22 protein-coding genes are annotated in these 24,458 nt (G+C 64.5%); 9 read left to right on the forward strand and 13 right to left on the reverse strand.

What is annotated here, in order from left to right; translation table 11 throughout:
* Positions 1-16 precede the first annotated feature (16 nt).
* Positions 17-640, forward strand: a complete 624-nt coding sequence (gene ureG / locus GA566_RS04615; RefSeq protein ID WP_160471790.1) for an urease accessory protein UreG — start codon at positions 17-19, stop codon at positions 638-640.
* Positions 641-682: 42 nt separating this feature from the next.
* Here the strand turns inward: ureG and GA566_RS04620 are convergent, their stop codons facing one another.
* Positions 683-1,060 (reverse strand): helix-turn-helix domain-containing protein, encoded by a 378-nt coding sequence (locus GA566_RS04620; protein ID WP_137923049.1) that lies wholly within the window; start codon positions 1,058-1,060, stop codon positions 683-685.
* Between the two features lie 414 nt (positions 1,061-1,474).
* Between GA566_RS04620 and GA566_RS04625 the strand changes: the two genes are divergently transcribed.
* Entirely contained in the window at positions 1,475-2,041 is a 567-nt protein-coding gene (locus tag GA566_RS04625; protein ID WP_137923050.1) for a hypothetical protein, read from the forward strand.
* A 17-nt stretch (positions 2,042-2,058) separates the two neighbouring features.
* Here GA566_RS04625 and GA566_RS04630 read toward each other — a convergent pair whose 3' ends face one another.
* Entirely contained in the window at positions 2,059-2,751 is a 693-nt protein-coding gene (locus GA566_RS04630; RefSeq protein WP_160471791.1) for a glutathione binding-like protein, read from the reverse strand.
* 185 nt (positions 2,752-2,936) lie between these two features.
* Complete coding sequence (locus tag GA566_RS04635; RefSeq protein ID WP_137923052.1) at positions 2,937-4,199, reverse strand: acyl-CoA dehydrogenase family protein; 1,263 nt, start codon at positions 4,197-4,199, stop codon at positions 2,937-2,939.
* Between the two features lie 207 nt (positions 4,200-4,406).
* On the opposite strand from GA566_RS04635, the gene GA566_RS04640 reads away from it, so the two are divergent.
* The gene (locus GA566_RS04640; protein ID WP_160471793.1) at positions 4,407-5,351 is read left to right on the forward strand and encodes a LysR family transcriptional regulator; all 945 of its coding nucleotides are present in this window, start codon (positions 4,407-4,409) and stop codon (positions 5,349-5,351) included.
* Between the two features lie 206 nt (positions 5,352-5,557).
* The gene (locus GA566_RS04645; protein WP_160471795.1) at positions 5,558-6,715 is read left to right on the forward strand and encodes a CAP domain-containing protein; all 1,158 of its coding nucleotides are present in this window, start codon (positions 5,558-5,560) and stop codon (positions 6,713-6,715) included.
* Positions 6,716-6,764: 49 nt separating this feature from the next.
* Here the strand turns inward: GA566_RS04645 and GA566_RS04650 are convergent, their stop codons facing one another.
* Genes GA566_RS04650 through GA566_RS04660 form a run of 3 tightly spaced genes read right to left on the reverse strand, consistent with a single transcriptional unit; the run spans position 6,765 to position 10,495 of the window.
* Complete coding sequence (locus tag GA566_RS04650; RefSeq protein WP_160471803.1) at positions 6,765-8,072, reverse strand: hypothetical protein; 1,308 nt, start codon at positions 8,070-8,072, stop codon at positions 6,765-6,767.
* On the reverse strand, positions 8,069-8,698 hold the full coding sequence (locus GA566_RS04655) for a sigma-70 family RNA polymerase sigma factor (protein WP_137923056.1): 630 nt from the start codon (positions 8,696-8,698) through the stop codon (positions 8,069-8,071). Before GA566_RS04655 ends, GA566_RS04650 begins: the two co-directional genes overlap by 4 nt.
* Before the next feature lie 39 nt (positions 8,699-8,737).
* A complete protein-coding gene (locus GA566_RS04660) occupies positions 8,738-10,495 on the reverse strand; it encodes a VWA domain-containing protein (protein ID WP_237380052.1) in 1,758 nt (585 codons plus the stop codon).
* Between the two features lie 210 nt (positions 10,496-10,705).
* On the opposite strand from GA566_RS04660, the gene ggt reads away from it, so the two are divergent.
* The gene (gene ggt / locus GA566_RS04665) at positions 10,706-12,628 is read left to right on the forward strand and encodes a gamma-glutamyltransferase (protein ID WP_160471805.1); all 1,923 of its coding nucleotides are present in this window, start codon (positions 10,706-10,708) and stop codon (positions 12,626-12,628) included.
* A gap of 130 nt (positions 12,629-12,758) precedes the next feature.
* On the opposite strand, the gene GA566_RS04670 is transcribed toward ggt, so the two are convergent.
* From GA566_RS04670 to GA566_RS04685, 4 genes are all read right to left on the reverse strand, one after another.
* Complete coding sequence (locus tag GA566_RS04670; RefSeq protein WP_137923059.1) at positions 12,759-13,763, reverse strand: tripartite tricarboxylate transporter substrate binding protein; 1,005 nt, start codon at positions 13,761-13,763, stop codon at positions 12,759-12,761.
* 256 nt (positions 13,764-14,019) lie between these two features.
* The gene (locus tag GA566_RS04675; protein WP_160471807.1) at positions 14,020-15,096 is read right to left on the reverse strand and encodes a phosphotransferase; all 1,077 of its coding nucleotides are present in this window, start codon (positions 15,094-15,096) and stop codon (positions 14,020-14,022) included.
* Between the two features lie 61 nt (positions 15,097-15,157).
* Positions 15,158-15,937, reverse strand: a complete 780-nt coding sequence (locus GA566_RS04680; protein ID WP_160471809.1) for an oxepin-CoA hydrolase, alternative type — start codon at positions 15,935-15,937, stop codon at positions 15,158-15,160.
* A 67-nt stretch (positions 15,938-16,004) separates the two neighbouring features.
* Positions 16,005-17,528 carry a 3-hydroxyacyl-CoA dehydrogenase gene (locus tag GA566_RS04685; protein WP_160471810.1) on the reverse strand — a complete coding sequence of 508 codons (1,524 nt, stop codon included), beginning with the start codon at positions 17,526-17,528 and terminating at the stop codon, positions 16,005-16,007.
* 188 nt (positions 17,529-17,716) lie between these two features.
* On the opposite strand from GA566_RS04685, the gene GA566_RS04690 reads away from it, so the two are divergent.
* The gene (locus GA566_RS04690; RefSeq protein WP_137923063.1) at positions 17,717-18,358 is read left to right on the forward strand and encodes a glutathione S-transferase; all 642 of its coding nucleotides are present in this window, start codon (positions 17,717-17,719) and stop codon (positions 18,356-18,358) included.
* Positions 18,359-18,537: 179 nt separating this feature from the next.
* On the opposite strand, the gene GA566_RS04695 is transcribed toward GA566_RS04690, so the two are convergent.
* The gene (locus tag GA566_RS04695) at positions 18,538-19,707 is read right to left on the reverse strand and encodes a pyridoxal phosphate-dependent aminotransferase (protein ID WP_137923064.1); all 1,170 of its coding nucleotides are present in this window, start codon (positions 19,705-19,707) and stop codon (positions 18,538-18,540) included.
* Positions 19,708-19,760: 53 nt separating this feature from the next.
* The gene (locus GA566_RS04700; protein ID WP_160471812.1) at positions 19,761-20,303 is read right to left on the reverse strand and encodes a putative toxin-antitoxin system toxin component, PIN family; all 543 of its coding nucleotides are present in this window, start codon (positions 20,301-20,303) and stop codon (positions 19,761-19,763) included.
* Positions 20,304-20,343: 40 nt separating this feature from the next.
* On the opposite strand from GA566_RS04700, the gene yaaA reads away from it, so the two are divergent.
* From yaaA to GA566_RS04715, 3 genes are all read left to right on the forward strand, one after another.
* Positions 20,344-21,129, forward strand: a complete 786-nt coding sequence (yaaA, locus tag GA566_RS04705; RefSeq protein ID WP_160471814.1) for a peroxide stress protein YaaA — start codon at positions 20,344-20,346, stop codon at positions 21,127-21,129.
* Between the two features lie 42 nt (positions 21,130-21,171).
* Positions 21,172-22,314, forward strand: coding sequence for a M14-type cytosolic carboxypeptidase (locus tag GA566_RS04710; protein WP_137928013.1), 1,143 nt, complete (start codon positions 21,172-21,174; stop codon positions 22,312-22,314).
* Between the two features lie 293 nt (positions 22,315-22,607).
* Positions 22,608-23,561: an IS110 family transposase gene (locus GA566_RS04715; protein WP_160471606.1), complete on the forward strand. Its 954-nt coding sequence runs from the start codon at positions 22,608-22,610 to the stop codon at positions 23,559-23,561.
* Positions 23,562-23,626: 65 nt separating this feature from the next.
* Here the strand turns inward: GA566_RS04715 and GA566_RS04720 are convergent, their stop codons facing one another.
* Positions 23,627-24,385, reverse strand: coding sequence for a BspC domain-containing protein (locus tag GA566_RS04720; protein ID WP_370459266.1), 759 nt, complete (start codon positions 24,383-24,385; stop codon positions 23,627-23,629).
* Positions 24,386-24,458 lie beyond the last annotated feature (73 nt).

The following is a 24,458-nucleotide window of genomic DNA, read 5'->3' on the forward strand; positions in this document are numbered from 1 at the left end:
TCACTCGACTCTCATCATGACCCGAACCAAGAAGAATCCTCCGCTGCGCGTTGGCGTGGGCGGCCCGGTGGGCTCCGGTAAGACCACCCTGTTGGAGATGCTCTGCAAGGCCATGCGCGAGCGCTATGACCTGGTGGCAATCACCAACGATATCTATACGAAGGAAGACCAGCGCCTGCTGACGGTCTCTGGCGCGTTGCCGGCCGAGCGGATCATGGGTGTGGAGACGGGCGGTTGCCCGCATACGGCGATTCGCGAGGATGCGTCGATCAACCTGGAAGCGGTGGATCGCATGCTGGCGAAGTTCCCGGATGCCGATGTGGTCTTTATCGAATCCGGCGGTGACAACCTTGCCGCCACGTTCAGTCCGGAACTGTCGGACCTGACGATCTACGTGATTGATGTAGCCGGCGGCGAGAAGATCCCGCGCAAGGGCGGGCCGGGCATCACGAAATCTGATCTGCTGGTGGTCAACAAGACCGACCTCGCGCCGTACGTCGGCGCGAACCTGGAGATCATGGAGAGCGATACGCGCAAGATGCGCGGCGAGCGTCCGTTCGTGATGGGCAGTGTCAAGTCGGGTCAGGGCCTCGACGAGATCATCGCCTTCATCGAGCGGCAGGGCATGCTCGACGTCTGAGCAACTCGGCGTCTGAGGCTTGCCCGGACCCGCCCGGGCAGTCTATCGAACGTGGCGGCGTGCCAGCGCACGCGCCACGCCAGCCACGACGTCGCGATCCACGTCGTTGAGCTCGGACATGTAGCGCAGCGTGGCCTGTACCGAGGGAGACTGCTCCGCGTCGAACGGCGAGCGCGGCGGCTCTGTTGCGCTTTCCTCACGATGCTTGATAAAGTCAAGCATATCGTTGGGCGCAACGCCGAGCGTGTCTGCCAGGGTACAGATGTTATATAGCGCAACATTGCGCGTGCCGCGCTCGATGCCGCTGAGGTAGGATCGGGCAAGGCCGCTTTCCAGCGACAGCGCCTCCTGCGACCAGCCGCGCTGCTTGCGCAGCCAGGTCAGATGTCGGCCAAACAGCTTGAGTGGGTCTGCTGTCATAGTGCTGCTGTGTGGATATTAAGTCTCTAAGTTGGACGAGCCTAAGGGTTTGACCTATAGGCAACGACAACTTATAGTTCGTCGTTCTATCGGTGCCAGATCCGCATATTAAGGGATGCGCCCGCCATGGGTGCGGCACCAGAGATGGCCGGTACGATGTCTCACGTCGTACTGAAACGGGGCAGTCGCGTAGTGGATGTCGGGCGGAGAGCCGCATCACGCCTTCCATTGCGCATTCCGGGACCTTCTGCGTCCCATGCTCCGTTTCGAGGGAATGCCATGCAGGTTTTCACGTCTTCGACCCTCCGTACGCGCAGTGCCTTGCCGTGCGAAATCACACCAATTACAACAAACCTATCCCGGCGGATATGTGTCATTCCGGCAACGGCCGGGCTTGGTCACGTCTCCGAAACGGTGCCGGTACAAGGGTCCACGCGCTATCGGATTCCGCAACTGGAGCGTCCGCAGTGGCTCGCCTGCATGCAGGGCGGTGTCCGCGTGCTCGACGGTGGCCTTGAACTGGCCGTCCTGACCAGCGGCGATGTCTTCGTGCCGGAACCGGGGCGTTCGTTGGTGCTCCATACCGTGGTCGATAGCGTGATCGGCAGGACCATTGCGTTGAAACGCCGCATCGCCGAAGAAGACGTGTCCGGACGTGGCGAGTTCCTGGCTATCGAGCCTGGCGAACCGAACTGGGCACAGCACTTCGACGCGGTCGGGCTGTGCTGGGCGGCCTGCCACCACGGCGCGCTGAGCCTGCAATGGCGCGACCCGACCATGCCCGATGGACTGGCCACGATCCTGCTGCAGGCCGGCATGAGCTTTGCCCCGGCTCCCGGCGAGGAGTATTGCATCGACGCGCTGCTGCCCGGAACCGGCCTGCTGTGCTGCCATCGCGGATCGGCGGCCAGCCCCGCGCGCGCACGCGCCAGGCAAGTCCGGCCGATGTCCGCTCCGCAGTTGATGCACGCCGTTGCCTGACGGTTCCGGCCTCGCGGTCAGCGTCGCTGGTACTGCGTGGCACCAAACAGGATTTCCCGTTCGCGGTCGGTGTGCAGCGGCTTGCGCTCTTTCGCCAGTACCTCGACGCCACGTTGCACGGCAGGGCGGGCCGCGATCTCGTCGAACCAGCGCTTCAGATGCGGATAGTCGGAGAGTTCCACGCCCTGGTTCTGCCAGCTGCGCAGCCATGGGAACGTTGCGATGTCCGCGATCGAATAGCTGTCGCCGGCCAGCCATGCATGATTGGACAACTGCTTGTCGATCACGCCATAAAGACGCTTCGCCTCGTTGGTGTAGCGATTCACGGCGTACTCGATTTTTTCGGGCGCGTAGATGCGGAAATGATGCGCCTGGCCCAGCATCGGACCCACACCGCCCATCTGGAACATCAGCCACTGCAGCGCGTCATATTTGCCGCGCACATCTTCGGGCAGGAACTTTCCGGTCTTGCTGGCGAGGTATAGCAGGATCGCGCCGGATTCGAACAGGGAGATCGGCTCGCCGTCGGGGCCGTCGCTATCGACAATGGCAGGAATCTTGTTGTTCGGGCTGATGCGAAGGAAGTCCTCGCCGAACTGGTCGCCGGCGCCGATGTTGATCGGATGCACCCGGTACTCGAGACCACATTCCTCGAGCATGATGTGAACCTTGTGGCCATTGGGCGTGGCCCAGGAATAGACGTCGATCATTTGCAACGCGCTCCGTGGATGGTTGGGGTTTGGGCCGAGGCATTTAAGCACAGAAGGAATAACCTTGCTGGCGGTGCATGATCCCTGAAGGCCGCGTGCGGCAAGGCCGACGCCACAATGAAAAAAGCCCGACGGGAAGTGCCGTCGGGCCTTTGACTTGCGCGTATCGCTACATCAAGAAGCCATCACGAACCGCGCGTCACCGGCATCTGGATGCTGTCCGGATTCAGGTTCATGTGCTTGGCCAGTTCGAGCTTGGCGATGGCGTTGCGGTGCACTTCGTCCGGACCATCGGCCAGGCGCAGCGTGCGCTGGTGCGCCCACCAGTTTGCCAGCGGGAAGTCGTTCGACACGCCAGCCGCGCCGTACACCTGAATGGCCCAGTCGATGACGCGCAGCGCCACGTTCGGTGCCACCACCTTGATCATCGCGATCTCGGCCTTGGCCACCTTGTTGCCGACGGTATCCATCATGTACGCGGCTTTCAGCGTCAGCAGTCGTGCCATTTCGATATCGCACCGGGCTTCGGCGATGCGTTCCTGCGTCACGCCATGACGGGCGATCTGCTTGCCGAACGCTACGCGCTCCAGGCTGCGCTTGCACATCAGTTCCAGCGCACGCTCGGCCACGCCAACGCTGCGCATGCAGTGGTGAATGCGGCCCGGCCCGAGGCGACCTTGTGCGATCTCGAAGCCGCGACCTTCACCCAGCAGGATGTTGCCCACCGGCACGCGCACGTTCTTGAGTTCGATTTCCATGTGGCCGTGCGGCGCGTCGTCGTAGCCGAACACGGGCAGGAAGCGCTTGATGGTGATGCCCGGCGTGTCGGCCGGCACCACGATCATCGATTGCTGTTCGTGGCGGCCTGCCTCGGGATCGGTCTTGCCCATCACGATGTAGACCTTGCAGCGCGGATCGCCTGCACCCGACGACCACCACTTGGTACCGTTGATCACATAGTGGTCACCGTCACGCTCGATGCGGCATTCGATGTTGGTGGCATCGGACGAGGCCACGGCCGGCTCGGTCATCAGGAAGGCCGAGCGGATCTCGCCGCGCAGCAGCGGTTCCAGCCATTGGTCCTTGAGGGCTTCCGAAGCGTAGCGCTCCAGCGTTTCCATGTTGCCGGTGTCCGGCGCGGCGCAGTTGAACACTTCGGCGGACCAGGGCACCCGGCCCATGATCTCGCACATCGGCGCGTATTCGAGGTTGGAGAGCCCTTCCGGTGCACGCTTGGAGCGCGGCAGGAACAGGTTCCAGAGACCGGCTTCGCGTGCCAGCGGCTTCAGTTCTTCCACCACCTTGGTCGGAATCCACGCATTGCCGGCCTCGCGGTTGGCCTGCACTTCGGCATAGAAGCGCTTTTCGTTCGGGTAGATGTGCTGGTCAAAGAACGCCAGCAGCCTGGCCTGCATCTCCTTGACCTTCGGCGAGTACTCGAATTGCATGGGGTCTCCTCGGTAACCCTTGCCGGATTCGGCTGGGTTGGTGACTGGGGGTGTGACGTAATGACGCTTGTGACGGGCGCGCCGTGCCGACTGTGGCTACTCTAATCCAAGCTGTGAAATTAGAAAAATGAATTTTCTGGATTGGTCAGTATCAATTTGATGCATCCCGTGCCAGAATGCGCCAAAGCCATCTCGCAGGAAGGTGCCATGCAGCTCAGCCGGATCGATCTCAACCTTTTCGTGGTGTTCGACGCCATCCATAGCGAGGGCAGCATCACCGCCGCCGCGCGGCAGTTGAACCTGACGCAGCCAGCCGTGAGCCACGCGCTTGGGCGGCTGCGCACGCTGTTCGACGATCCGCTGTTCGAGCGACGCGGGCAGGGCATGGCGCCCACGCCGCTGGCGCGTTCACTGGCCGCCGAGATTCGCGGCGCGCTGCAATCGTTTGCGCGCACGCTGCAGGATACGCCGCACTTTGATCCTGCCAACACCACGCGGCGTTTCACCATCGGCATGCGCGATGCCTTGGAGTCCACGCTGTTGCCGCCGCTGATGGCGCGCGTGACGGCCATCGCGCCGCACGTGGAGATTGCCGCGATCCGCTTCGACCGGCGCGAGATGGAATCCGAACTGCTGGCCGGCACGCTCGATGCCGCGCTCGATATCCTGCTGCCGGTATCGCCGGCCATCCATCACGCGGCATTCATGTCTGATCCGATGGTAGTGCTGGCGCGGCGCGATCATCCGCTGGTGAAAAAGGAACTGACGCTGGAACGATATCTCGCGGCGGAACACGTACACGTATCGTCGCGGCGGCGCGGTGCCGGGCTGGAGGACCAGGCATTGCATCGCATGGGTCTGACGCGACGCGTGCGGCTGCGCTGCCAGCACTATGCGGCGGCGTGCCGCGTGGTCAGTTGCACGGATTTGCTGGCCACGCTGCCACTGCGCTATGCACGCATCGCCAACGAACCCTATGCCAACCGTCTGCTGTCGCTGCCTTTCAAGGTGCCATCGCTCGAGTTGCATTTGTACTGGCACGCGGGTGGCGAGAACGATGGCGCGAACCGCTGGCTGCGCGAGCAGTTGATGGCGGTGATGGCGTCGCTCGGGATTGGTATGGCCGATGTGGCGAGCCCCTCGCCAGCCTGATTCCCTCACACGTGCGGCGCGCTCGGATCACACCGTAAGAAAATGTTCGGATGCTGGACGGTGATGATGGGCATCCCTACCATCGTCCCCGTTCATCTGCTCCAGTACGCATCACATCACGGCGCTGCAGCGCCCTGGCGTTTTCCCGGTTCATACATCGGGCATGCGGGCAGTTCTCCCCATTCCTGTATATCGAGCCGCTTCACATGCCAGGGAAACACTTGCACCACGCATTCACTCGTCGATCCACGCTTGCCAGCGCCACTGCCGCGCTCGCAGCGCTGACACTGGCCGCTTGCGGCGGCGGTGACGGCGGATCTTCCGCCAGCTCGGCCACGCCCAGCGCGGGCAATGCATCGAGCGCGCAGCAGGCCGGCACGCAAGCTGGCACCACGCCTTCGACGTCGTTGCCTGCGGGCGCGGACCGCGCGTGCTACACGGTCACCGGCACAGCCGGCACGCCAGTGACTGGCGCCGTGAGCCTGCTGCCTGCACGCGGCACCGGTGCCTCGGGCTATCGCGTGCTCGACGAACCGCGTGCGGCGGGTCTCTGCTATGCCAACTACCGGCGCGAGCAGGTGGGTCTGGCGCCGCTGACGGCGCGCGATGCGCTCAACACCGTGGCGCAGAACCACACGGCCTACATGCTCGCCAACCAGACGCTGACGCACGACGAGCAGTCGGGCAAGACCGGCTACACCGGCGCCGCGCCGGACGACCGTATCCAGGCTGCGTATGCGAGCAACGCCACCGCGGAAGTGGTGGCAGGCGCCAATCGCTGGACTTCGGCAGCGAACGCAAACCTGTCGATGAGCCCGAAGGACGCGCTCGTAGTGGATCTGATCAACGCGCCGTTCCATCGCGCTGCACTGCTCGGCAGCTACGGATCGGCTGGCAGTGGTTTCGCTGAAAGCGTCGGCGCTGGCAGCAGCGGCGGCACGACTGCGAACTACTACCAGACCATCGACCTGGCCGACCGCAGCGTGGGTGGCGCGGACAACCAGATGGTGGCGTATCCGTGGAATGGTCAGGCCGATGTGCCGACGAGCTGGGTCAATAACGAAAGCCCGAATCCGGCGCCATCGTATGCGGGTCAGACCATGGGCTATCCGGTCACGGTGCAATCTGTGAATACCTCGCTGACGTTCAACGCGGATACGTTCTCGATTACCGACGCCTCGGGCAACAACGTGCCTTGCGAGAAAGTGGATGCGCGCACGTCGGGCATGTCGAGTGCCGCGCGCGGGCTGGCGATCTGCACGCCGCGCACGCCGCTGGCGAGCAAGACGCGCTACAACGTCACCGTCGGCGGCACGCTGAACGGGCAGGGCGTGAACCTGAACTGGTCGTTCACGACGCTGTAAGCGGTTGGGTCGCACATGAAAAAACGGGAGGCTTCGGCCTCCCGTTTTTTCATGGCGACGACGATGGCGGCTGCGCAATGCGCAACTGTCCGCGCCCCAGCGTTTCATCGCGCTCGATGCCATATGGTGCGGCGGGGCGCGCTTCCGCAGGCATCGCCGCCCACAGACGTGTCACCCAGTCATGCACGGCGGCGTTATCGGGCTCCGCGCTCCAGATGCGCAGCGCCTTGCCCGGACGCCATTGCAGTGCCACCGATGCGGGATCGTCCTCGATGGTGACGGTTGCCGATTTAGTGGCGATGGCCGATGGAATCGATGCTGCGGAATCCGCCGTTGCCGAATCCTCCGGTGCCGCAGCATTGAGCGCGGCTTGCGGCGCGCGTCGTGCGCGCAACGCGGCGGGTGGGGGCGGCGCCGATTGTACGAACGCGGGCGCAGGCGCCGGAGGCGGTGCGGGTTCTGACGGTGCCCGTTCCGCGAAGGCGATGGGCGGCGCGGCCGGTGCTGCCGCCGCTGCCGCCGCGGCCGGTTCCCGTGCAGACTCGTGCGCAGCGTTGGCGCTGTCCGATGGTGGCGTGGCCATCGGTGCGGACTTTCGCGCTACCGGCTGGGCGGGCCTGGATGCCACACTCGACTCAGTCGCTTTAGTCGCCTCGGTCGACTTTGATCGCACCGAAGACGCATCGTCCGTCGCGTTGGTCCTGGCGGCCATTTCCGCAGCCGGTTCCGGCGATGCAACCGTTGCTGGCGGCGGTGCATCGGACAACATGACGTTCGATGACAGCGAGGCCGTCATCGGCGTACCGTCATCGAGTTGCCGCAGCACGATCTGCGTGGCGAGTCCCGCTACCGCGAATGCGCTCGCCGCGATGCCGAGCGATTTCCACCAGCGCGATAGCTTTGGCTTTCTCGGCAGCGGGGTAGGGGCTGCCGACGACGCCGCGTCGCGATGTTGCGCAGCCTGTTCACGCAACCATGCGTGTCCCGCATCGCTGATGGGTGCGCCCAGCACGTCCTGTGCAGACTGGCCGGCATCGATCTGGTCGAACATCGCATTGCGCCGTGTTGTCTGCGCTTGCTGGAGACGTGCGGCCTCGCGCAGCACGCTGCCGGAGAGCGTCGGCGGCGCTGTGAACGTGGGCGGCGGTGCGGTCACGCGTGCCACGCTGGTCTCGGCTTCGGCAGCCATGCGGGCCTGCACGGCACGTGCCGCTGTGGCGACTGACACGGCCAGTGTCGCCGGAGCTTCGAACGGCGGCAGGTCGCGCAGCAGTGCGGAGAGACGATCTTCACCATCGATGAAGTTGTCCACGGCGTCGTGGTTGGCAGCGTCGCGACGGGGGCGCGTATCGGTCATGGACGCAACTCCCGGCCCGCATCTCCTGGCGAGACTTCCGCCAGCACAACCCGCAGGCGCATGAACGCATAGCGCAGCCGGCTTTTGACGGTCTCGAACTTCTCGCCCAGCATCGCGGCGATGTCTTCGACACTCATATCGCTGAAATAGCGCAGCACCACCACCTCGCGCTGCGTCACCGGCAACTGCAACAGCGCGTCGTGCACGGCGGCCATGTTCTGGCGCAGTTGCGCTTCGGCCTCCGGCGTGAGGTCATCGGCCGGCATGGCGGCCTCGTGATCGTCGAGCGATTCGCGCAGCCGCGCATGCGCGCTGCGTACCTGATCCATCCACGCATTGCGCGCGATCTGGAACAGGAACGTGCGGAACGCGGCGGTGGGCAGGTAATCGCCACAGCGCGTCATGAGCTGTATCCACGTGCGCTGCGCGATGTCCTCGGCCTCGCCCGTATCGCCCCTGCACAACCACGCCACATAGTTGTAGAGGCCGGGGTTATGGCGACGGAACAGCTCGGCGATGGGCGCTTCGATGACGCCGCTGGCTACCAGGAGCATCAGGTCGGCATCGGGCAACGCAGTGATATCTGCGGCGATACCTGCGGAGGCGGCAGAGGGAGTAACGGTCATGTCGACGAGTATAGGCGCAAGCCGTGGCGGTCTCCGCAATCAGTGCTGCGTGGGTCGCTGCGGCACCGCTGCCGTGGAAAGCGACTGCGCTAGCGATACAAGCTTGAGGAACTCGCCTCGATAGCCAAAACGATCCGCGCCGCTCGCGCTGGCCGCGAGTACGCGGGCATCGTCGAGTGTCCAGTTGCCGGTGAACTTGCCGCCGCGCAGCACCTGCCCGAAACCGCTGACGGCCACGGCGAACCGGAAGTCGGCATCCGCGCGCGCCAGCGGCTGGATAGCCTGGCGCGTGACCGTGAAATCGGTCAGTTCGCTGCGCGAAACATCGGTGCGCTTGAAACGCAGCTTCACATGGGCCAGTTCGTTGTTGCGTGCGTCCGTAGCGGGCGTGGTTGATTGGTAGCGCAATGGATCGATCAGACCCGTGCCATCGGCCAGCGTCAGTTCGTAGAGCGCGGTGACCGTGTGTCCCGCGCCAACGTCGCCGGCATCGACCTTGTCGTTGTGAAAATCCTCGCGCGCCAGCAGGCGGTTCTCGTAGCCGAGCAGGCGATATTCGCGCACCGTCGACGGGTTGAACTCGATCTGGATCTTCACGTCGCGTGCGATGGTCGCCAGCGTGGATTGCATTTCGCCCACCAGCACCTTGTTGCCTTCCATGAGGTTGTCGATGTATGAGTACGCCCCGTCGCCCGCATCGGCCAACTGCTCCATCATCTGGTCGTTGTAGTTGCCCGCACCGAAGCCGAGCGTCGACAGCGAGACACCGGATTTGCGCTTCTCCTCGACCATGCTCTTCAACTGGCGGAAGTCGGTCACGCCCACGTTGAAATCGCCATCGGTCGCCAGCAGGATGCGATTGATGCCTCCGGTGACAAAGCTCTGCTGCGCTGCCTGATAGGCCAGCGCGATGCCGCTTGCGCCTGCGGTGCTGCCGCCTGCCTGCAACTGATCGATGGCGGAGACGATCGCGGCTTTCTCCGATCCCGAGGTCGGCGGCAATGCAATCTGCGTGCGACCCGCGTAGGTCACCAGCGTGATCCGGTCCTGCGGCCGCAGCGCGCCTACCAGCAGCTTCAGCGATGCCTTGAGCAGCGGCAGCTTGTCCGGTGTATCCATCGAACCGGAGACATCGACCAGGAACACGAGGTTGGCCGAGGGCATGCTCGCCCGCGCCATGTCCTGACCCTTGATGCCGATACGCAGCAGCACGTTGCCCGGCTGCCAGGGCGACGGGGCCAGCGCGGTATGCACTGCAAACGGGCGACCGTCGGAGGGTGGCGCGTAGTCGTAGGGGAAGTAGTTGACCAGTTCCTCAACACGCACCGCATCGGCGGGTGGCAGGCGCCCCGCGTTAAGCATGCGGCGGACGTTGCTGTAGCTGCCCGTATCGACGTCGATGCTGAACGTGGAGACCGGCTGGCTCGCCACGAGCTGGATGCCGTTTTCGGCAATGGCGGCGTAGCGCTCGCGATCCTGCGGCGCCGGCATCGGGGAGAAGGATGGCGACGGCATCCTTTTCATCGCGGCCATCGGCGCGGCAGGGTGGCGCATTGCAGATTCCGCCATCGGTGCACGGCTGTCCGACTGCTCCGATATGGGCGGCTGCAGGATGTACGGCGGCGTGGGCGCGGGGGGCGGCGGCGGTGTCAAGGGTGTGGAAGCTGGCACATTCGCGGGCTCGCCAAGCCGGGCCGATCCGCCGCAGCCGGTCAGGGCCGCCGTCATGGCCGCGAGCAACGTGAGCGTTGCCGGCAGCAGGATGCGTGCAGCGGCGCGGGTGATCTGGGGTTGCATGGTGTGGCCTCCTTGTCGGCATGCGTGCCGGTTCTGGAGGCTGTAACGAGGCAGGAGGCTGCGCGGGGTTTGCACCGGCGCAACTTTCCTCGGAAGTCCACCGGAGCCCAGCCTGAGCACATCGCCAAGTGCAGTTTTGAGAATTTTCGCCCCTCCCTGGGGCCCGGATCGCCGCTACAATCGCCGAACCTTCCCCCAAGGAGTGACGGCATGACGGACGCAGCGGCAACATCGCCTTCCCAGGCATCCCGGGTGACTCGATCCACCCCTTCCGATTCCCTGCGCTGGCGCGGCGCACTGGCTGCGGCGCTGGCCACGTTGCTGGCGGCGTGCGGTACCACGGCGGAGAAGGCGGCACCGCCTGCCGCACCGCCAGCTGCCACCGCACAGCCTGCCCCGGCCGCCATGCCGCCGGCCCCCGAGGTCTCGTCGGGCTACCGGCCCGGCATGACCACCACCTTCGCCCAGAAACACATGGCTGCCGCTGCGAACCCGCTGGCGACCGAAGCCGGGCGCGAGATCCTGCGCGCGGGTGGCTCGGCCATCGACGCCGCCGTGGCAATGCAGGCCGTGCTGACGCTGGTGGAGCCACAGGCCACGGGCATCGGCGGCGGCGCCTTCATCATGTATTGGGACGGCAAGCGCGTGCAGGCTTACGATGGCCGCGAAACCGCACCGGCTGGCGCCACCGAGAACCTGTTCATGCGCGCTGACGGCAAGCCGATGGAGTTTTCGGAAGGGCAGATCGGCGGTCGCTCGGTGGGTGTGCCCGGCGTGCTGCGCGCGCTGGAAATGGCGCATCGCGATCATGGCCGCCTGCCGTGGGCGCGGCTGTTCCAGCCGGCCATCAAGCTGGCCGAGAACGGATTCCCGATGTCGCAGCGGCTGTACACGCAGGTGGCGGCCGACAAGTTCATGGGCGGCTCGCCCGAGATGACCGCGTACTTTCTCGACGGGCAGGGCAAGGCGAAAGCCGTGGGGACGATGGTCAAGAACCCGCAACTGGCACAGACGCTACGCGATATTGCACGGCATGGTCCGAACGTGTTCTACAACGGGCCAATTGCGCGCGAGATCGTTACCAAGGTCAACGGCCACGCCAATCCCGGCAGCCTCTCGCTGGCGGATCTGAAAGGCTACAAGGCCAAGGTGCGTGTGCCGGTCTGTACCGACTATCGGCAATGGAAGATCTGCGGCATGCCGCCGCCGTCGTCGGGTGGTATCGCCATTGCGCAGATCCTCGGCACGCTGGAGGCGCTGGAGAAACGTGATCCGCGCTACGCGCTGGCCAGCCTGAAGCCCACTGCCGTCAGCCTGCCCTCGAAGGTCGAGCCGAATCCTCTTGCCGTGCATGCCATCGCCGAAGCCGACCGGCTCGCCTACGCCGACCGTGGCCTGTATGTGGCCGATGCCGACTTCGTGCCGGTGGACGTGGCGGCGATGGTCAGCCCTGGCTATCTGGCCGAGCGCGCTGCCCTGATCGGCGACAAGAGCATGGGCAAGGCCCAGCCGGGGACGCCGCCGGGCGTGAAGGTGTCGTTTGCACCGGACCGTTCGCCGCCGCGCATCTCCACGTCACAGATCGTGGCCGTGGACAACCGGGGCGGGGCGCTGTCGATGACGACCACGATCGAGTCGTACTTCGGCTCCCACATCATGGTGCGCGGCTTCATGCTCAACAACGAGATGACGGATTTCTCGTTCACGCCGACCGAGAACGGCAAGCCTGTGGCCAACCGCGTGGAACCTGGCAAGCGTCCCCGCTCCTCCATGGCACCGACGCTGGTGTTCGATCGCCAGAGCGGCAAGTTCGTGGCGGCGCTCGGCTCGCCGGGTGGGTCCCAGATCATCGAGTACGTGTCGAAGACGCTGGTCGGGCTGCTGGACTGGAACATGGACGTGCAGCAGGCCGTGGGCATGGCCAACTTCGGCAGCCGCAATGGTCCGACCGAAGTGGAGCGGGGCCTGGTGACACCGCAACTGGTGGAGGCGCTGAAACAACAGGGCCATCAGGTGGCCGAGATCGAAATGACCAGCGGCACGCAGGCCGTGATGCGCAAGACCGTCGACGGCAAGCAGGTCTGGGCCGGTGGCGCCGATCCGCGCCGCGAGGGTGTGGCGCTGGGGGATTGAGGGCTCGCCGCTAAAGAAAAACGGGCGCGAAGTTCGCGCCCGTTTTCGATGGCTCTGCTGACGGTGTGGCAGGATGGTTCAGGGCGAAGCGGTTCTGGCTAGGCCGCCAGAATCGTCCTGAACCAGCCTGTTATGCGTCCAGTTTTACTCCGGCGGCTTTCACTACCTGCGCCCAGCGCTTTTCTTCGGCGCTGAACCATTTGCCGGTATCGGCCGGGTTCATCGTCACGACTTCCGCACCCTGGCCAGCCAGGTTGGCGCGGATTTCCGGCGTGCGGATGATGCGGACCAGTTCGGTGTTGATGCGTTGCACCAGCGCGTCGGGCATGCCGGATGGCGCCATCACGCCTTGCCACGTGCCCGACTCGAAGTTCGGCACGCCGCTTTCGGCGATGGTCGGCGTCTGGCTGACGAGCGCCATGCGCGAGCGCTTGGACACGGCCAGCAGCTTGAGCTTGCCCGACTGCACATGCGGCAGCGTGGCCAGCATGCCGTTCATCAGCACTTGTGCGGTGCCGCCAACGGTGTCGGCAATCGCCTGTGCACCGCCCTTGTAGGGCACGTACTGCCACGCTGCCTGCGTTGCTTGCTGCACGGCCACGCCGGCCAGGTGCGGCGCGCTGCCGATGGCGGTCACGGCGAAGTTCAGCGGCTGCTTGTGCGACAGCGCCACCAGTTCCTTGAGGTTGTTGGCCGGCACGGACGGATGCACGACCAGCAGGTGCGGCGAGTAGGCCAGCATGCCCACAGCCTTCAGGTCCTTGTCCGGATTGAACGTGAGCTTGGTATAGACCGATGGGCTGATGGCCAGCGCGCCCACGTCGCAGAGCAGCAGCGTGTGGTTGTCCGTACCCGATTGCGCCACGATCGCCGCGCCGATGTTGCCGTTCGCGCCCGGCTTGTTATCGACCACGACGGCCTGGCCCAGCGCTTCGCCCAGCGGCTTGCTGATCAGGCGGGCGATGATGTCGGACGAGCCGCCGGCGGGGTAGGGCACCACCAGGCGAATCGGCTTGGTCGGCCACTTGTCCTGCGCCCAGGCGGACGCCGGCGCCAGAATGCCAGACGTGCCAACGGCACCCAAAGCGGCCAGGCCGGGAAGCTGGCCGAGAAATTGGCGGCGAGAAGAGGTCATGCTGTGTCTCCAGTCAACACTTATCATCAGTTGTCGTACAACGAATGGAGGGAAGTGTAGGCTGGCGCGCGGTCCGGGTCTATCGGGAAAACACGTAGAGCGCGCGTCTAATGTAGGGACATGGAGGCAAGAGCACGGCCTCGGGTGGTTCATCAGTTGTCTGACGACTGTATGTTTTGCTCCCCCGCCGGTCTGCTCCCCTCTCGCACTTTGCGGGAGAGGGGAGCAAACCTTGGGGAGAGGGGATGCCTAAGCCTCAAGCCCCCGCCTTCTTCGCATACTCCCACCCCATCTCCGCCATCGGCCTAGCCCGTTTGCCGGCGTCCAGCGCCTGCGCCGACGATGCCGTGCCGTCCACCACGCGCTTCATGATCCCTTGCAGAATCCCGGCAATGCGGAACATGCTGAAGGCGAGGTAGAAATTCCAGTCGCCGGTGATGGGGCGATCCGTGCGCTGCTCGTACAGGCGGCGATACGTCGCCTCGTCGGGAATGCCCAGCGCCGCATGGTCGAGTCCCGCGATGCCGCGGAACTGGCCCGGCTGGATGTGCCAGCTCATGCAGTGGTAGCCGAAATCGGCCATCGGGTGGCCCAGCGTCGACAGTTCCCAGTCCAGCACGGCCAGCACCTTCGGCTCGGTGGGGTGGAACATCAGATTGTCGAGGCGGTAGTCGCCGTGGACGATGCTGGTCAGCTCGGAGGATTCCTGCGGAATATGTTCGGGCAGCCAGGCGATCAACTGGTCCATGGCCGGGATCGACTCGGTCTCGGACAGCTTGTATTGCTTGCTCCAGCGCTCGATCTGGCGCTGGAAATAGTTGCCGGGCTTGCCGTAGTCGGCCAGCCCGATGGCCTTGTAGTCCACCGAATGTAGTGCGGCGATGACGCGGTTCATCTCGTCATAGATGGCGGCGCGCTCGCTGGTGGTCATGTCCGGCAGCGACTGGTCCCACAGCACGCGGCCGCTGACGAACTCCATGATGTAGAAAGCGCGGCCGATCACGTCCTCGTCCTCGCACAGCGCGTACATATGCGCCACGGGCACATCCGTGCCGGCCAGCGCCTTCATCACGCGGTACTCGCGCTCGATGGCATGCGCCGACGGCAGCAGCTTGGACTTCGGACCCGGCTTGGCGCGCATCACATAGGTCTGGCCCGGCGTGATCAGCTTGAAGGTGGGGTTCGACTGGCCGCCCTTGAACTGCTCGATGGTGAGCGGGCCGGCGAAACCTTCCACATGCTCGCGCATCCAGGCTTCGAGCGCGTCCATGTCGAAGCGCTGCTGGTCCGCCACGGGGCGTGTGCCTTCAAAGTGCGAAACGTTGGTGCTCATCGTTGTCTCTCTCCGCAATGTCTTTGTTTTGTGATCGTTGTCGGAACCGGGCAGTGGATGCCTAGCGGTAGTCGGGCTTGCGCTTCTCGAGGAAGGCGCTGATGCCTTCGCCGCCGTCCTTGTGATGCAGCGCCGCCACGAAGCTGTCGCGCTCGGCAAGCAGATGTTCGCTCAGCGAGGCAGTGCCCGCGTGATGGATCAGTGCCTTGATGCCGCTCACGGCGTTCGGCGACTCGCGGCCGATGCTCGCGCCGATGGCCAGCGCCTCGGTCAGTGCCTGTCCCGGCGCGACCACGCGATTGACGATGCCGAAGTGTGCCAGACGGGCCGGGTCCACCGGTTTGCCTTCCATCATCATTTCGCTGGCCAACTGGCGCGGCAGCATGCGTGCGAGCTCGTACGAGCCGCCGCCATCGGGCGTCAGGCCCACCTTGACGTAGGCCATCACGAACTTGGCATCGCTGGCCGCCACGACGAAGTCGCAGGCCAGTACGATCGAGAAACCGGCGCCGGCGGCTGGGCCTTCCACGGCGGCAATGATCGGCTTCGGAAAGGCATGGAACGATTCGATCCACGCGTTCAGCACGCCGATGCTTTCTTCCTGCACCGAAGGCGGCTGCGAGCGATTGCCGAGCAGGCGGTTCAGGTTGCCGCCCGCGCAGAACACGCCGTCGGCGCCAGTCAGCACCACGGCGCGGATCGAATCATCGGTGGTGGCCGCGTCGAGGGCCTTGCGCGAGGCAGCGTAGATGTCCGGATGCAGCGCGTTGCGGGCTTCCGGGTTGGAGATGGTCAGGACGAGCGTCGAGCCGACGCGTTCGGACAGCAGCTGGGCAGTCATTGCAGCCTCATTGTCTGGGGGAAACAAAAAGGCGCCCCGTGTCTCATCGGGGCGCCCGCTTCAAAAATCAGGCTTCTTCGGTCAGCAGCGACAGGCCAAGGCCCGCACGACGCCACAGCCAAGGGCTCGGGCGATAACGCATGTCACCGGTCAGTTGGTTCATGTTGCGCAGCACTTCCAGGATCACGTTGGCGCCGATCGTATCGCCCAGTGCCAGCGGACCCTTCGGATAACCGAGGCCCAGGTTCACGGCCAGGTCGATATCGGTCGGCGTGGCAATGCGTTGCTGCGCGATGTCGCTGGCGATGTTCACGATGCAGCCGATGATGCGCTGGGCGATGAAACCGGCCGAGTCGCGGATCACGGTCACCGGCACGCCATCGCTGGCGAACAGGCCGTGTGCGGCGTCGCGTGCGGCAGCGCTCGTGGCCGGCGTGGTCATCAGCGTGCGGCGCTTGGTGGCCTCGAACGGCAGCAGCGTGTCGATGGCGACCACGCGCGTGGCGTCCAGACCTTCCTGCAGCGCCGCCGTGGTGGCATCCAGACCCAGCGGCGTCACGACGATCAGTGCATCGGCGGACGGCGTATTGCCACCTTCGACGTTGGCACCCAGCGCGCCCAGCAGCTTCACCGCCATCGCGTGGCCACGCTCGTTGGCGCGGCTCACCCAGACGCTGGCCGGACGGCTGTCAGGCACGGCCTTCGTTGCGGGAATCTGCTTCTGGCCTTCCGGATACGCGTAGAAGCCCGCGCCGGTCTTGCGGCCCAGCAGGCCACCCACCGAACGCAGCGCCGTGATCGGCGACGGACGGTAGCGCGGTTCCTGATAGAACTGGTTGTAGATCGATTCCATCACCGGGTGCGATACGTCCAGCCCGGTCAGGTCCATCAGTTCGAACGGACCCATGCGGAAGCCAGCCTGCTCGCGCATGATGTTGTCGATGTCGACGAACTCGGCCACGCCTTCCTGCGCAGCCTTCAGGCCCTCGATGTTCATGCCGCGGCCGGCATGGTTCACGATAAAGCCCGGCATGTCCTTGCAGCGCACCGGCGTGTGGCCCATGCGGCGCGACAGCTCCATCAGGCGGTCGCCGATGGTGGGGTCGCCCGAGAGACCGTCGATGACTTCGACGACCTTCATCAGCGGCACCGGATTGAAGAAGTGATAGCCGACCACGCGGCCCGGCTTCTTCGATCCCACGGCGATGGCCGTGATCGACAGCGACGAGGTATTCGACGCAATCACGGCGTCTTCACGCAGAATGGCTTCGAGCTTGGCCACGAGGTCGCGCTTGACGTCGAGGCGTTCCACAATGGCTTCCAGCACCATGTCGCAGCCGGCCAGGTCTTCCAGCGCGGTGCAGGCCTTCACGCGGGCCAGCGCGGCTTCGCTGTCGGCGGCGCTGATCTTGCCCTTGTCGGCCAGCTTGGCAAAGGTGTCCTGCAGGTACTGGCGCGCGGCGGCCACGGCCTGGGCATTGACGTCGAACAGGCTGACCGTCAGGCCCGCCTGGGCGGCGATCTGGGCGATGCCCCGGCCCATGGCGCCCGTGCCAACGATGCCGAGCGACTGTATGGTGGAATTGCTCATTGTTGGTCCAAAAAAGTTGTGGCTAAATTAGCACGATCGTACGTTTTCTGCACCTTTCGCGACAGTGGGGCCGCGCATGCGGCGTGCGCTGATCGGACAGATGGGGCAGGGCGGAAGACGCTGGTGCGACCTTGGGGCGACACCGGACATACGACAAACCTTCGCACACACATTCGGAGAGAGACGACATGCTGAAGCTCTGCGGTTTTGCCGCCAGCAACTACTACAACAAGGTGAAGTTGGCGTTGCTGGAAAAGAACCTGCCGTTCGAGGAAGTGCTGGCCTGGATCGGCGAGACCGACCTGGCCGCGTCGCCGCTGGGCAAGGTGCCCTACATCATCACCGATGCCGGCCCGCTGTGCGAGTCCGAACCGATTGCCGAGTACATCGAAACCACTTACATCCAGTCTCCGCTGCTGCCGAAAGACCCGTATCAGGCCGCCAAGGTGCGCGAACTCGTCACCTTCCTGGAGTTGTATCTGGAACTGACCGCACGGGAACTGTATGGCGAGGCATTCTTCGGCGGCAAGGTCAGTGATCGCGTGAAGGAGCGCCAGCGCGCGCTGCTGGACAAGTACATCCCCGCCTTCGGCAAGCTGGCGAAATTCTCGCCTTACATCGCCGGCGACACCTTCACGCTGGCCGACTGCGCCGCCATCTGCCACCTGCCGCTGGTCTCGTCGTGCACGAAGATCATCTATGGCGAGGACCTGCTGGCGGGCCTGCCGGTGAAGGAATACCTGAAAGCAATGTCCGAGCGCCCGACCGTGCAGAAGGTCAACGCGGAACGGAAGGCGAATACGGAGTTGATGATGAGCCGGAATCGGTGAGGGTTTGCAGCGCCGATCCCGATGATGGTGTTCTCCCCTCTCCCGCACGGCGGGAGAGGGGCGGGGGTGAGGGCCAGCGGTTCAATTCACGACAAGTCGCACGTTGAACCTCCACGCCCTCGCCCCCAACCCCTCTCCCGCGTAGCGGGAGAGGGGAGCAAGGCACGCGGGGAGAGCGATCAGATCTTCCCCAACCGCTCCAACGCCACCTTCAGCGTCTCTTCCTTCTTCGCAAAGCAGAACCGCACCACACCCGATTCCCTCGGCTCGGAATAGAACGCCGAGACCGGAATCGCCGCCACGCCGATCTCGCGCGTCAGCCACATCGAGAAGTCGGCTTCGCTCATGTCCGAGATGGCCGAATAGTCCACGCACTGGAAGTACGTGCCGTCCGACGGCAGCAGCTTGAAACGGGAGCCGGCCAGTCCTGCGCGGAAGTAATCGCGCTTGGCCTGGTAGAAGCCGGAGAGGTTCAGGTACGGCGCAGGGTCGGCCATGTACTGGGCCAGCCCGTACTGCACCGGCGTGTTCACGGTGAACACGTTGAACTGGTGGACCTTGCGGAACTCGTTCATCAGCGCGACGGGCGCGGCCACGAAGCCCACCTTCCAGCCCGTGACGTGATAGGTCTTGCCGAAGCTCGACACCACAAAGCTGCGGCGCGCGAGTTCGGGATGGCGCGCCACCGATTCATGGCGCTGGCCGTCGTAGACCATGTGTTCGTAGACTTCGTCCGACAGCAGCAGGATGTCCGTTCCGGCCAGCAGGTCGGCCAGTTGCTGCATGTCGTCTTCGCGCCAGATCGTGCCGGTGGGGTTGTGCGGCGTGTTGATCATGATCAGGCGCGTCTTCGGCGTGATCGCGGCGGCCAGCTTGTCGAACGGGATGCGGAACAGCGGCGCTTCCAGACGCACCGGCACGGCGGTGGCGCCGGCCAGTTCGATCGAAGGCAGGTAGCTGTCGTAGCACGGTTCCAGCACGATGACTTCGTCGCCCGGATGCACCACGCTCAGGATCGTGGTCAGCAGCCCCTGCGTGGCGCCCGCCGTCACCGTGATCTCGGTGTTCCAGTCGTACTGGTGGTCATAGAGCCTGGCGATCTTGGCGGCGATGGCTTGTCGCAGCGCGGGCACGCCCGCCATCGGCGGATACTGGTTGTGGCCGGCGCGCATGGCCTCGGCCACGGCCTCGACAATGCGCGGATCGCAATCGAAATCCGGGAAACCCTGCCCCAGGTTCACGGCGTTCTTCTCGGCGGCCAGCGCCGACATCACGGTGAAAATCGTCGTGCCGACGTTAGGCAGGCGAGAAGGGGGCGGATTCAGGGGAGCGAGCGTCGATTCGGACATGGTCGGTTGCGGAAACGTGAGAGAAACGGCTGCGACATTCTAGCGGCTAGTGGCTAGCGAGGCGCGTCCACGGTGGCCGGTGCTGGTGTCCACGCAGCCAGCCAGTTGGCGAACGCGGGCGGCGTGAGCACTTCCACGCCACTGGTGCGACGCAGGCGGCCCTTCAGCTTGAGCACGGCCTTGTCCTTCGAGACCAGCAGCACCGCGCGGGCGTGGTGCGCGAGTTCGATGAACTTCTGGTCATCGGTGTCGCGACACTTGGGCAGGCGGATGGCGTCAATCTGCTCCGGCTCCGGGAAGGGTTCGAGCGTGGTCAGTCGGTCCACCTCGGCCAGCGCCGCCGGAATATCGACGTTGAAGTGCGCGAACTGCGGATAGGCCAGCACGCGGCGCAGTTCCTCGCGGCAGTCGGCGCGGATCACGGGAGCGATCGTCCCTGCCGCCAGCGCGGCGCGGATCGGCTCCACATGGGGATCGCGGAAGACCAGCAGGTCCACCCAGACGTTGGAGTCGAGCACCACGCGGGGTGCCGGGAGGGCGGGGCAAGGGGGTGCGGAAGTGCGCGGCAGATCGCCGGCGGTGACTTCGGTGGGCATTCGCTACAATCTCAGCTTTGTTTTCAGCCTCGATTTTGCCATGCTCATCGTCCTGTCCCCCGCCAAGTCCCTGGACTACGAGACACCGCCACGCGTCAAGACTCACACGCTGCCGCGCTTTATCGACCGTTCGGCCACGCTGATCGAGCGCTTGCGCAAGCTCGCGCCGCAGGATGTGGGGTCGCTGATGGATATCTCCGACAAGCTCGCCGTGCTGAATGTGACCCGCTACGGCGACTGGTCGCCCGAGTTCACCGCTGCCAACAGCAAGCAGGCCGTGCTGGCGTTCAACGGCGATGTCTACGATGGGCTCGACGCGACAACGCTGTCCACGGAGGACCTGGCCTTCGCGCAGAAGCACATCCGCATCCTGTCAGGCCTCTATGGCGTGCTGCGCCCGATGGACTGGATGCAGCCGTATCGTCTTGAAATGGGTACGCGTCTGGACACGGCGGCAGGGAAGGACCTTTACGCATTCTGGGGCGACGATGTGACGAAGCTCGTCAACAAGGACATGGCCGACCTGAAGCACGAAGGGCCGGCCACGCTGGTGAACCTGGCTTCCGAGGAGTATTTCAAGGTCGTGCGGCCCAAAGTGCTGAACGCGCGCGTGATCACACCCGTGTTCGAGGACTGGAAGGGCGGCCGCTACAAGATCATTTCGTTCCACGCCAAGCGGGCGCGCGGTACGATGGCCCGCTACGCCGTGACCCATCGCGTGACCGACGCCACAAAGCTGAAGCGTTTCAGCGAGGACGGCTACGCTTTCGACAAGGCAGCTTCCGACGATGCGCGCTGGGTATTCCGCCGCCGCCTGGAAGACTGACCCGCATCGACACCGAGAGACTGAGACCCGAGGATAAGACGCATGAACTCAGCACTGCATATCTCCACACTGTTCGACTCCGGCGCCATCGAGGTGGAATCCGCCGCGCGCGCCGATGATATCCGCCTGCGCATCCGCGCCGATTCGCACGCCGATTTCCGCCAGTGGTTTCACTTCCGCCTGCAGGGTGCAGCGGGCCAGCCCTGCGCGATGAAGTTCCTGAATGCGGGCGAGTGTACGTACCCCGATGGATGGCGCGATTACCACGCGGTGGCCTCGTACGACCGCGCGCACTGGTTCCGCGTGCCCACGCGCTATGACGGCGCCACGATGACGGTTGAGTTCACGCCGGAGCACGACAGTGTGTGGCTGGCCTACTTCGAGCCGTACTCCGAGGAGCGCCACCTGTCGCTGCTGGCCACGTGCCAGCGCTCGCCGCTTGCCAAGCTGTCGCACCTCGGCAGCACCGTCGATGGCCGCGACCTGACCTGCGTGACCGTGGGTCAGCCTGGGCCTGGCAAGAAGACCATCTGGATGATCGCGCGCCAGCATCCGGGCGAAAGCATGGCCGAATGGTTTGTCGAGGGGACGCTGCAGCGGCTGACGGGCACTGGCATCTGGAATGGCGATCCGGTGGCGCGCACGCTGCTGGATCGAGCTGTGTTCCACATCGTGCCGAACATGAATCCCGATGGCTCGGCACGCGGCAACCTGCGTACCAACGCCGCTGGCGCGAACCTGAACCGGGAATGGATGCAGCCGAGCGAGGAAACAAGCCCCGAGGTGTTCTACGTGCGCCGTGCCATCGAGCAGACAGGCGTGGACCTGTTCTTCGACATCCATGGCGACGAGGCATTACCGTACAACTTCGTTGCCGGCAGCGAGATGCTGCCCGGCTTCACGGAGGCTCAACGCGAACAGCAGGCACGCTTCATCGACGCCTTCAAGCGCGCCACGCCGGACTTTCAGGATGTGCACGGCTATGCGGCCAGCAAGTACAACGCCGACGCGCTCAAGTTGGCGTCGAAGTACATCGGCCACACGTTCGGCTGCCTGGCGCTGACGCTGGAAATGCCATTCAAGGACAACGCGGATTTGCCCGATGCGGTGGTCGGCTGGAATGGTGCCAAGAGCGCGCTGCTGGGCACGGCAATGCTGCAGGCGATCGGGGAGTATTTGGGCTGACACAAGCCCTCTGGGGTTTTCTCCCCTCTCCCTTTGGGAGAGGGGCGGGGGAGAGGGCAGGCGGTGCAAATTGCCGCTGGTCGGCAAGCAAAACCTCTGGCCCTCTCCCCCAACCCCTTGTATGTCGCATCATTGTCTCCGGACGCCACAGATCGACAACCCCATGCTCTGGACGTTAGTCCAAGTTCGAGGGAGAGCTAGGATCGTGGTGTCCATTTCTTGGTAGCGTTTAGCCTAAGCCCGAACGGTTGTAAGGCAGCACGCCGGATTGACACAAGGATGGGACAAGCCAAATGGATATCAAGCTAGCAATCGGCATCGACGTCAGCAAGAAGACCCTGGATATCGATGTTGTGCCGCAAGGCGGCCCGCGCCAGTTCAGCAACGACGAGAAGGGTATCGCCTTGCTCGTGGAGCACCTGACGGAGCTCAACGTCAATGGCGAGGTGGATCGGGTTGTCATGGAGGCCACAGGCGGTTATGAGACCCCTGTGAGCATGGCACTGGCTGCCGCTGGATTGCCGGTGGTGGTGATCAATGCCAGGCAGATCCGCGACTTTGCCAAAGCGTGTGGCATCCTGGCCAAGACGGACAGGCTGGATGCGCGGGTAATTGCGCGCTTTGCCCAGCAAATTCGGCCGCCGGTGCGACCGCTGCCCGACGAGATGCAGCGTGAATTCGCTGATTTGCTGGATCGTCGCAGTCAGTTGGTCGTCATGCGTGCGCAGGAAAAGACCCGCCTGGACAAGGCGCCGGCTGTCGCGCAGAAGAGCTTGAAGGAGCATATCGCGTGGCTGGATGCGCGGATCAAGTCCACCGACCTCGACATGACGCACCGGCTACGCACCAGCGAAGCCTGGAAGAACAAGGTGGATTTGCTCGATAGCATGCCGGGGGTGGGCAAGGTGACAATCTTCACGCTGCTCGGACGGCTGCCGGAACTTGGCACGCTAAACCGCCAGCAGATCGCCGCGCTGGTCGGACTTGCGCCCTTCAATGACGATAGCGGCAGGCGGCGTGGTCAGCGTTACATAAGGGGCGGGCGTGCCGATGTTCGCAAGGCGCTGTTCATGGCTGCAGTCACAGCGATGCAGCACAACCCGGCGATCACCGAGTTCTATGAACGCATGAGAGCGGCTGGCAAGCCGTTCAAAGTCGCCATCGTCGGGTGCATGAGGAAGCTTCTGACGATTCTCAATGTCATGGTCAAGACGGGTCGGCCTTGGCAGAACAACCGACCTGCTTGACACGGTTGCTCTCCCGCAACGCGGGAGAGGGGAGCAGAACCAAGAGGCGGGACGAGGCGCCTGCCTTACTGCTTCTTCTTCGTCTTCGAACCAGACGATTTCGCCGATGACGAAGTCGACTTCGTCGAAGACTTCTTCGCGGACGATGTCGATTTCGCGCTGCTCTTGCCCTTCTTCTTCGTTTGCGACGGAACGGCCACGGCGGGAGCCGCTGGCGGTTCGATGATCGTGTCGCCGTTGCTGTCGAGCAGCTCGTACGCCAGCATCATGCCGTCGTTATAGCCGCAGCGGACCTTCACCGGCTGCCACTGCGCTTCACCGCGCCGCTTGTGTGCCGTGGCGCTGAACGTCACCACCGAGCTGACCGGCACAGCCTGCTTGCCGGGCGAGAAGCGGCCTTCCCAGCCTTCCTCGGTGGCCTGTCCTGTGGACAGCGCACCGGTCGGAATCTTCAACGCATCGTAGTTTGCCGAGCGTGGCACGACCCAGCTTGCATGAGCCGCGCAGTCAGCCACCGGTGCGGTGGCGTTTTCCGACTTCATCAATTGCTCGCGCATGCGGCTGCGGTATTCGGCCAGGCTGACGCGACCCTTGTCAGGCAGCGTGACGGTGGTCGTAGGCGGGTTCTTGTTGATGACCGGCGGCGGCTTGGCAACGGCCGGAGCGGGTGCGGCGGCAGCAGGTGCTGCGGCGGGTGCGGGGGTGGCGGGTGCTGCCTCATCGGTCGGCGCGGTTGCGCAGCCGGTCAGGGCGATGGCACCAGCCACTGCGGCAGTCAGCATGCGGAGCGGGCTGCCCAACAGTTCGGAAATTCGTCGAATCACGGGATCGTCGTTGCTTGTCGAAGCAAGGAAGGTGGTGAAGGAGTGCCATGATAGAGGAAAGCCTTCCGGCAGA

The sequence above is a fragment of the Cupriavidus sp. SW-Y-13 genome, from assembly GCF_009793345.1.
Classification (GTDB): domain Bacteria; phylum Pseudomonadota; class Gammaproteobacteria; order Burkholderiales; family Burkholderiaceae; genus Cupriavidus.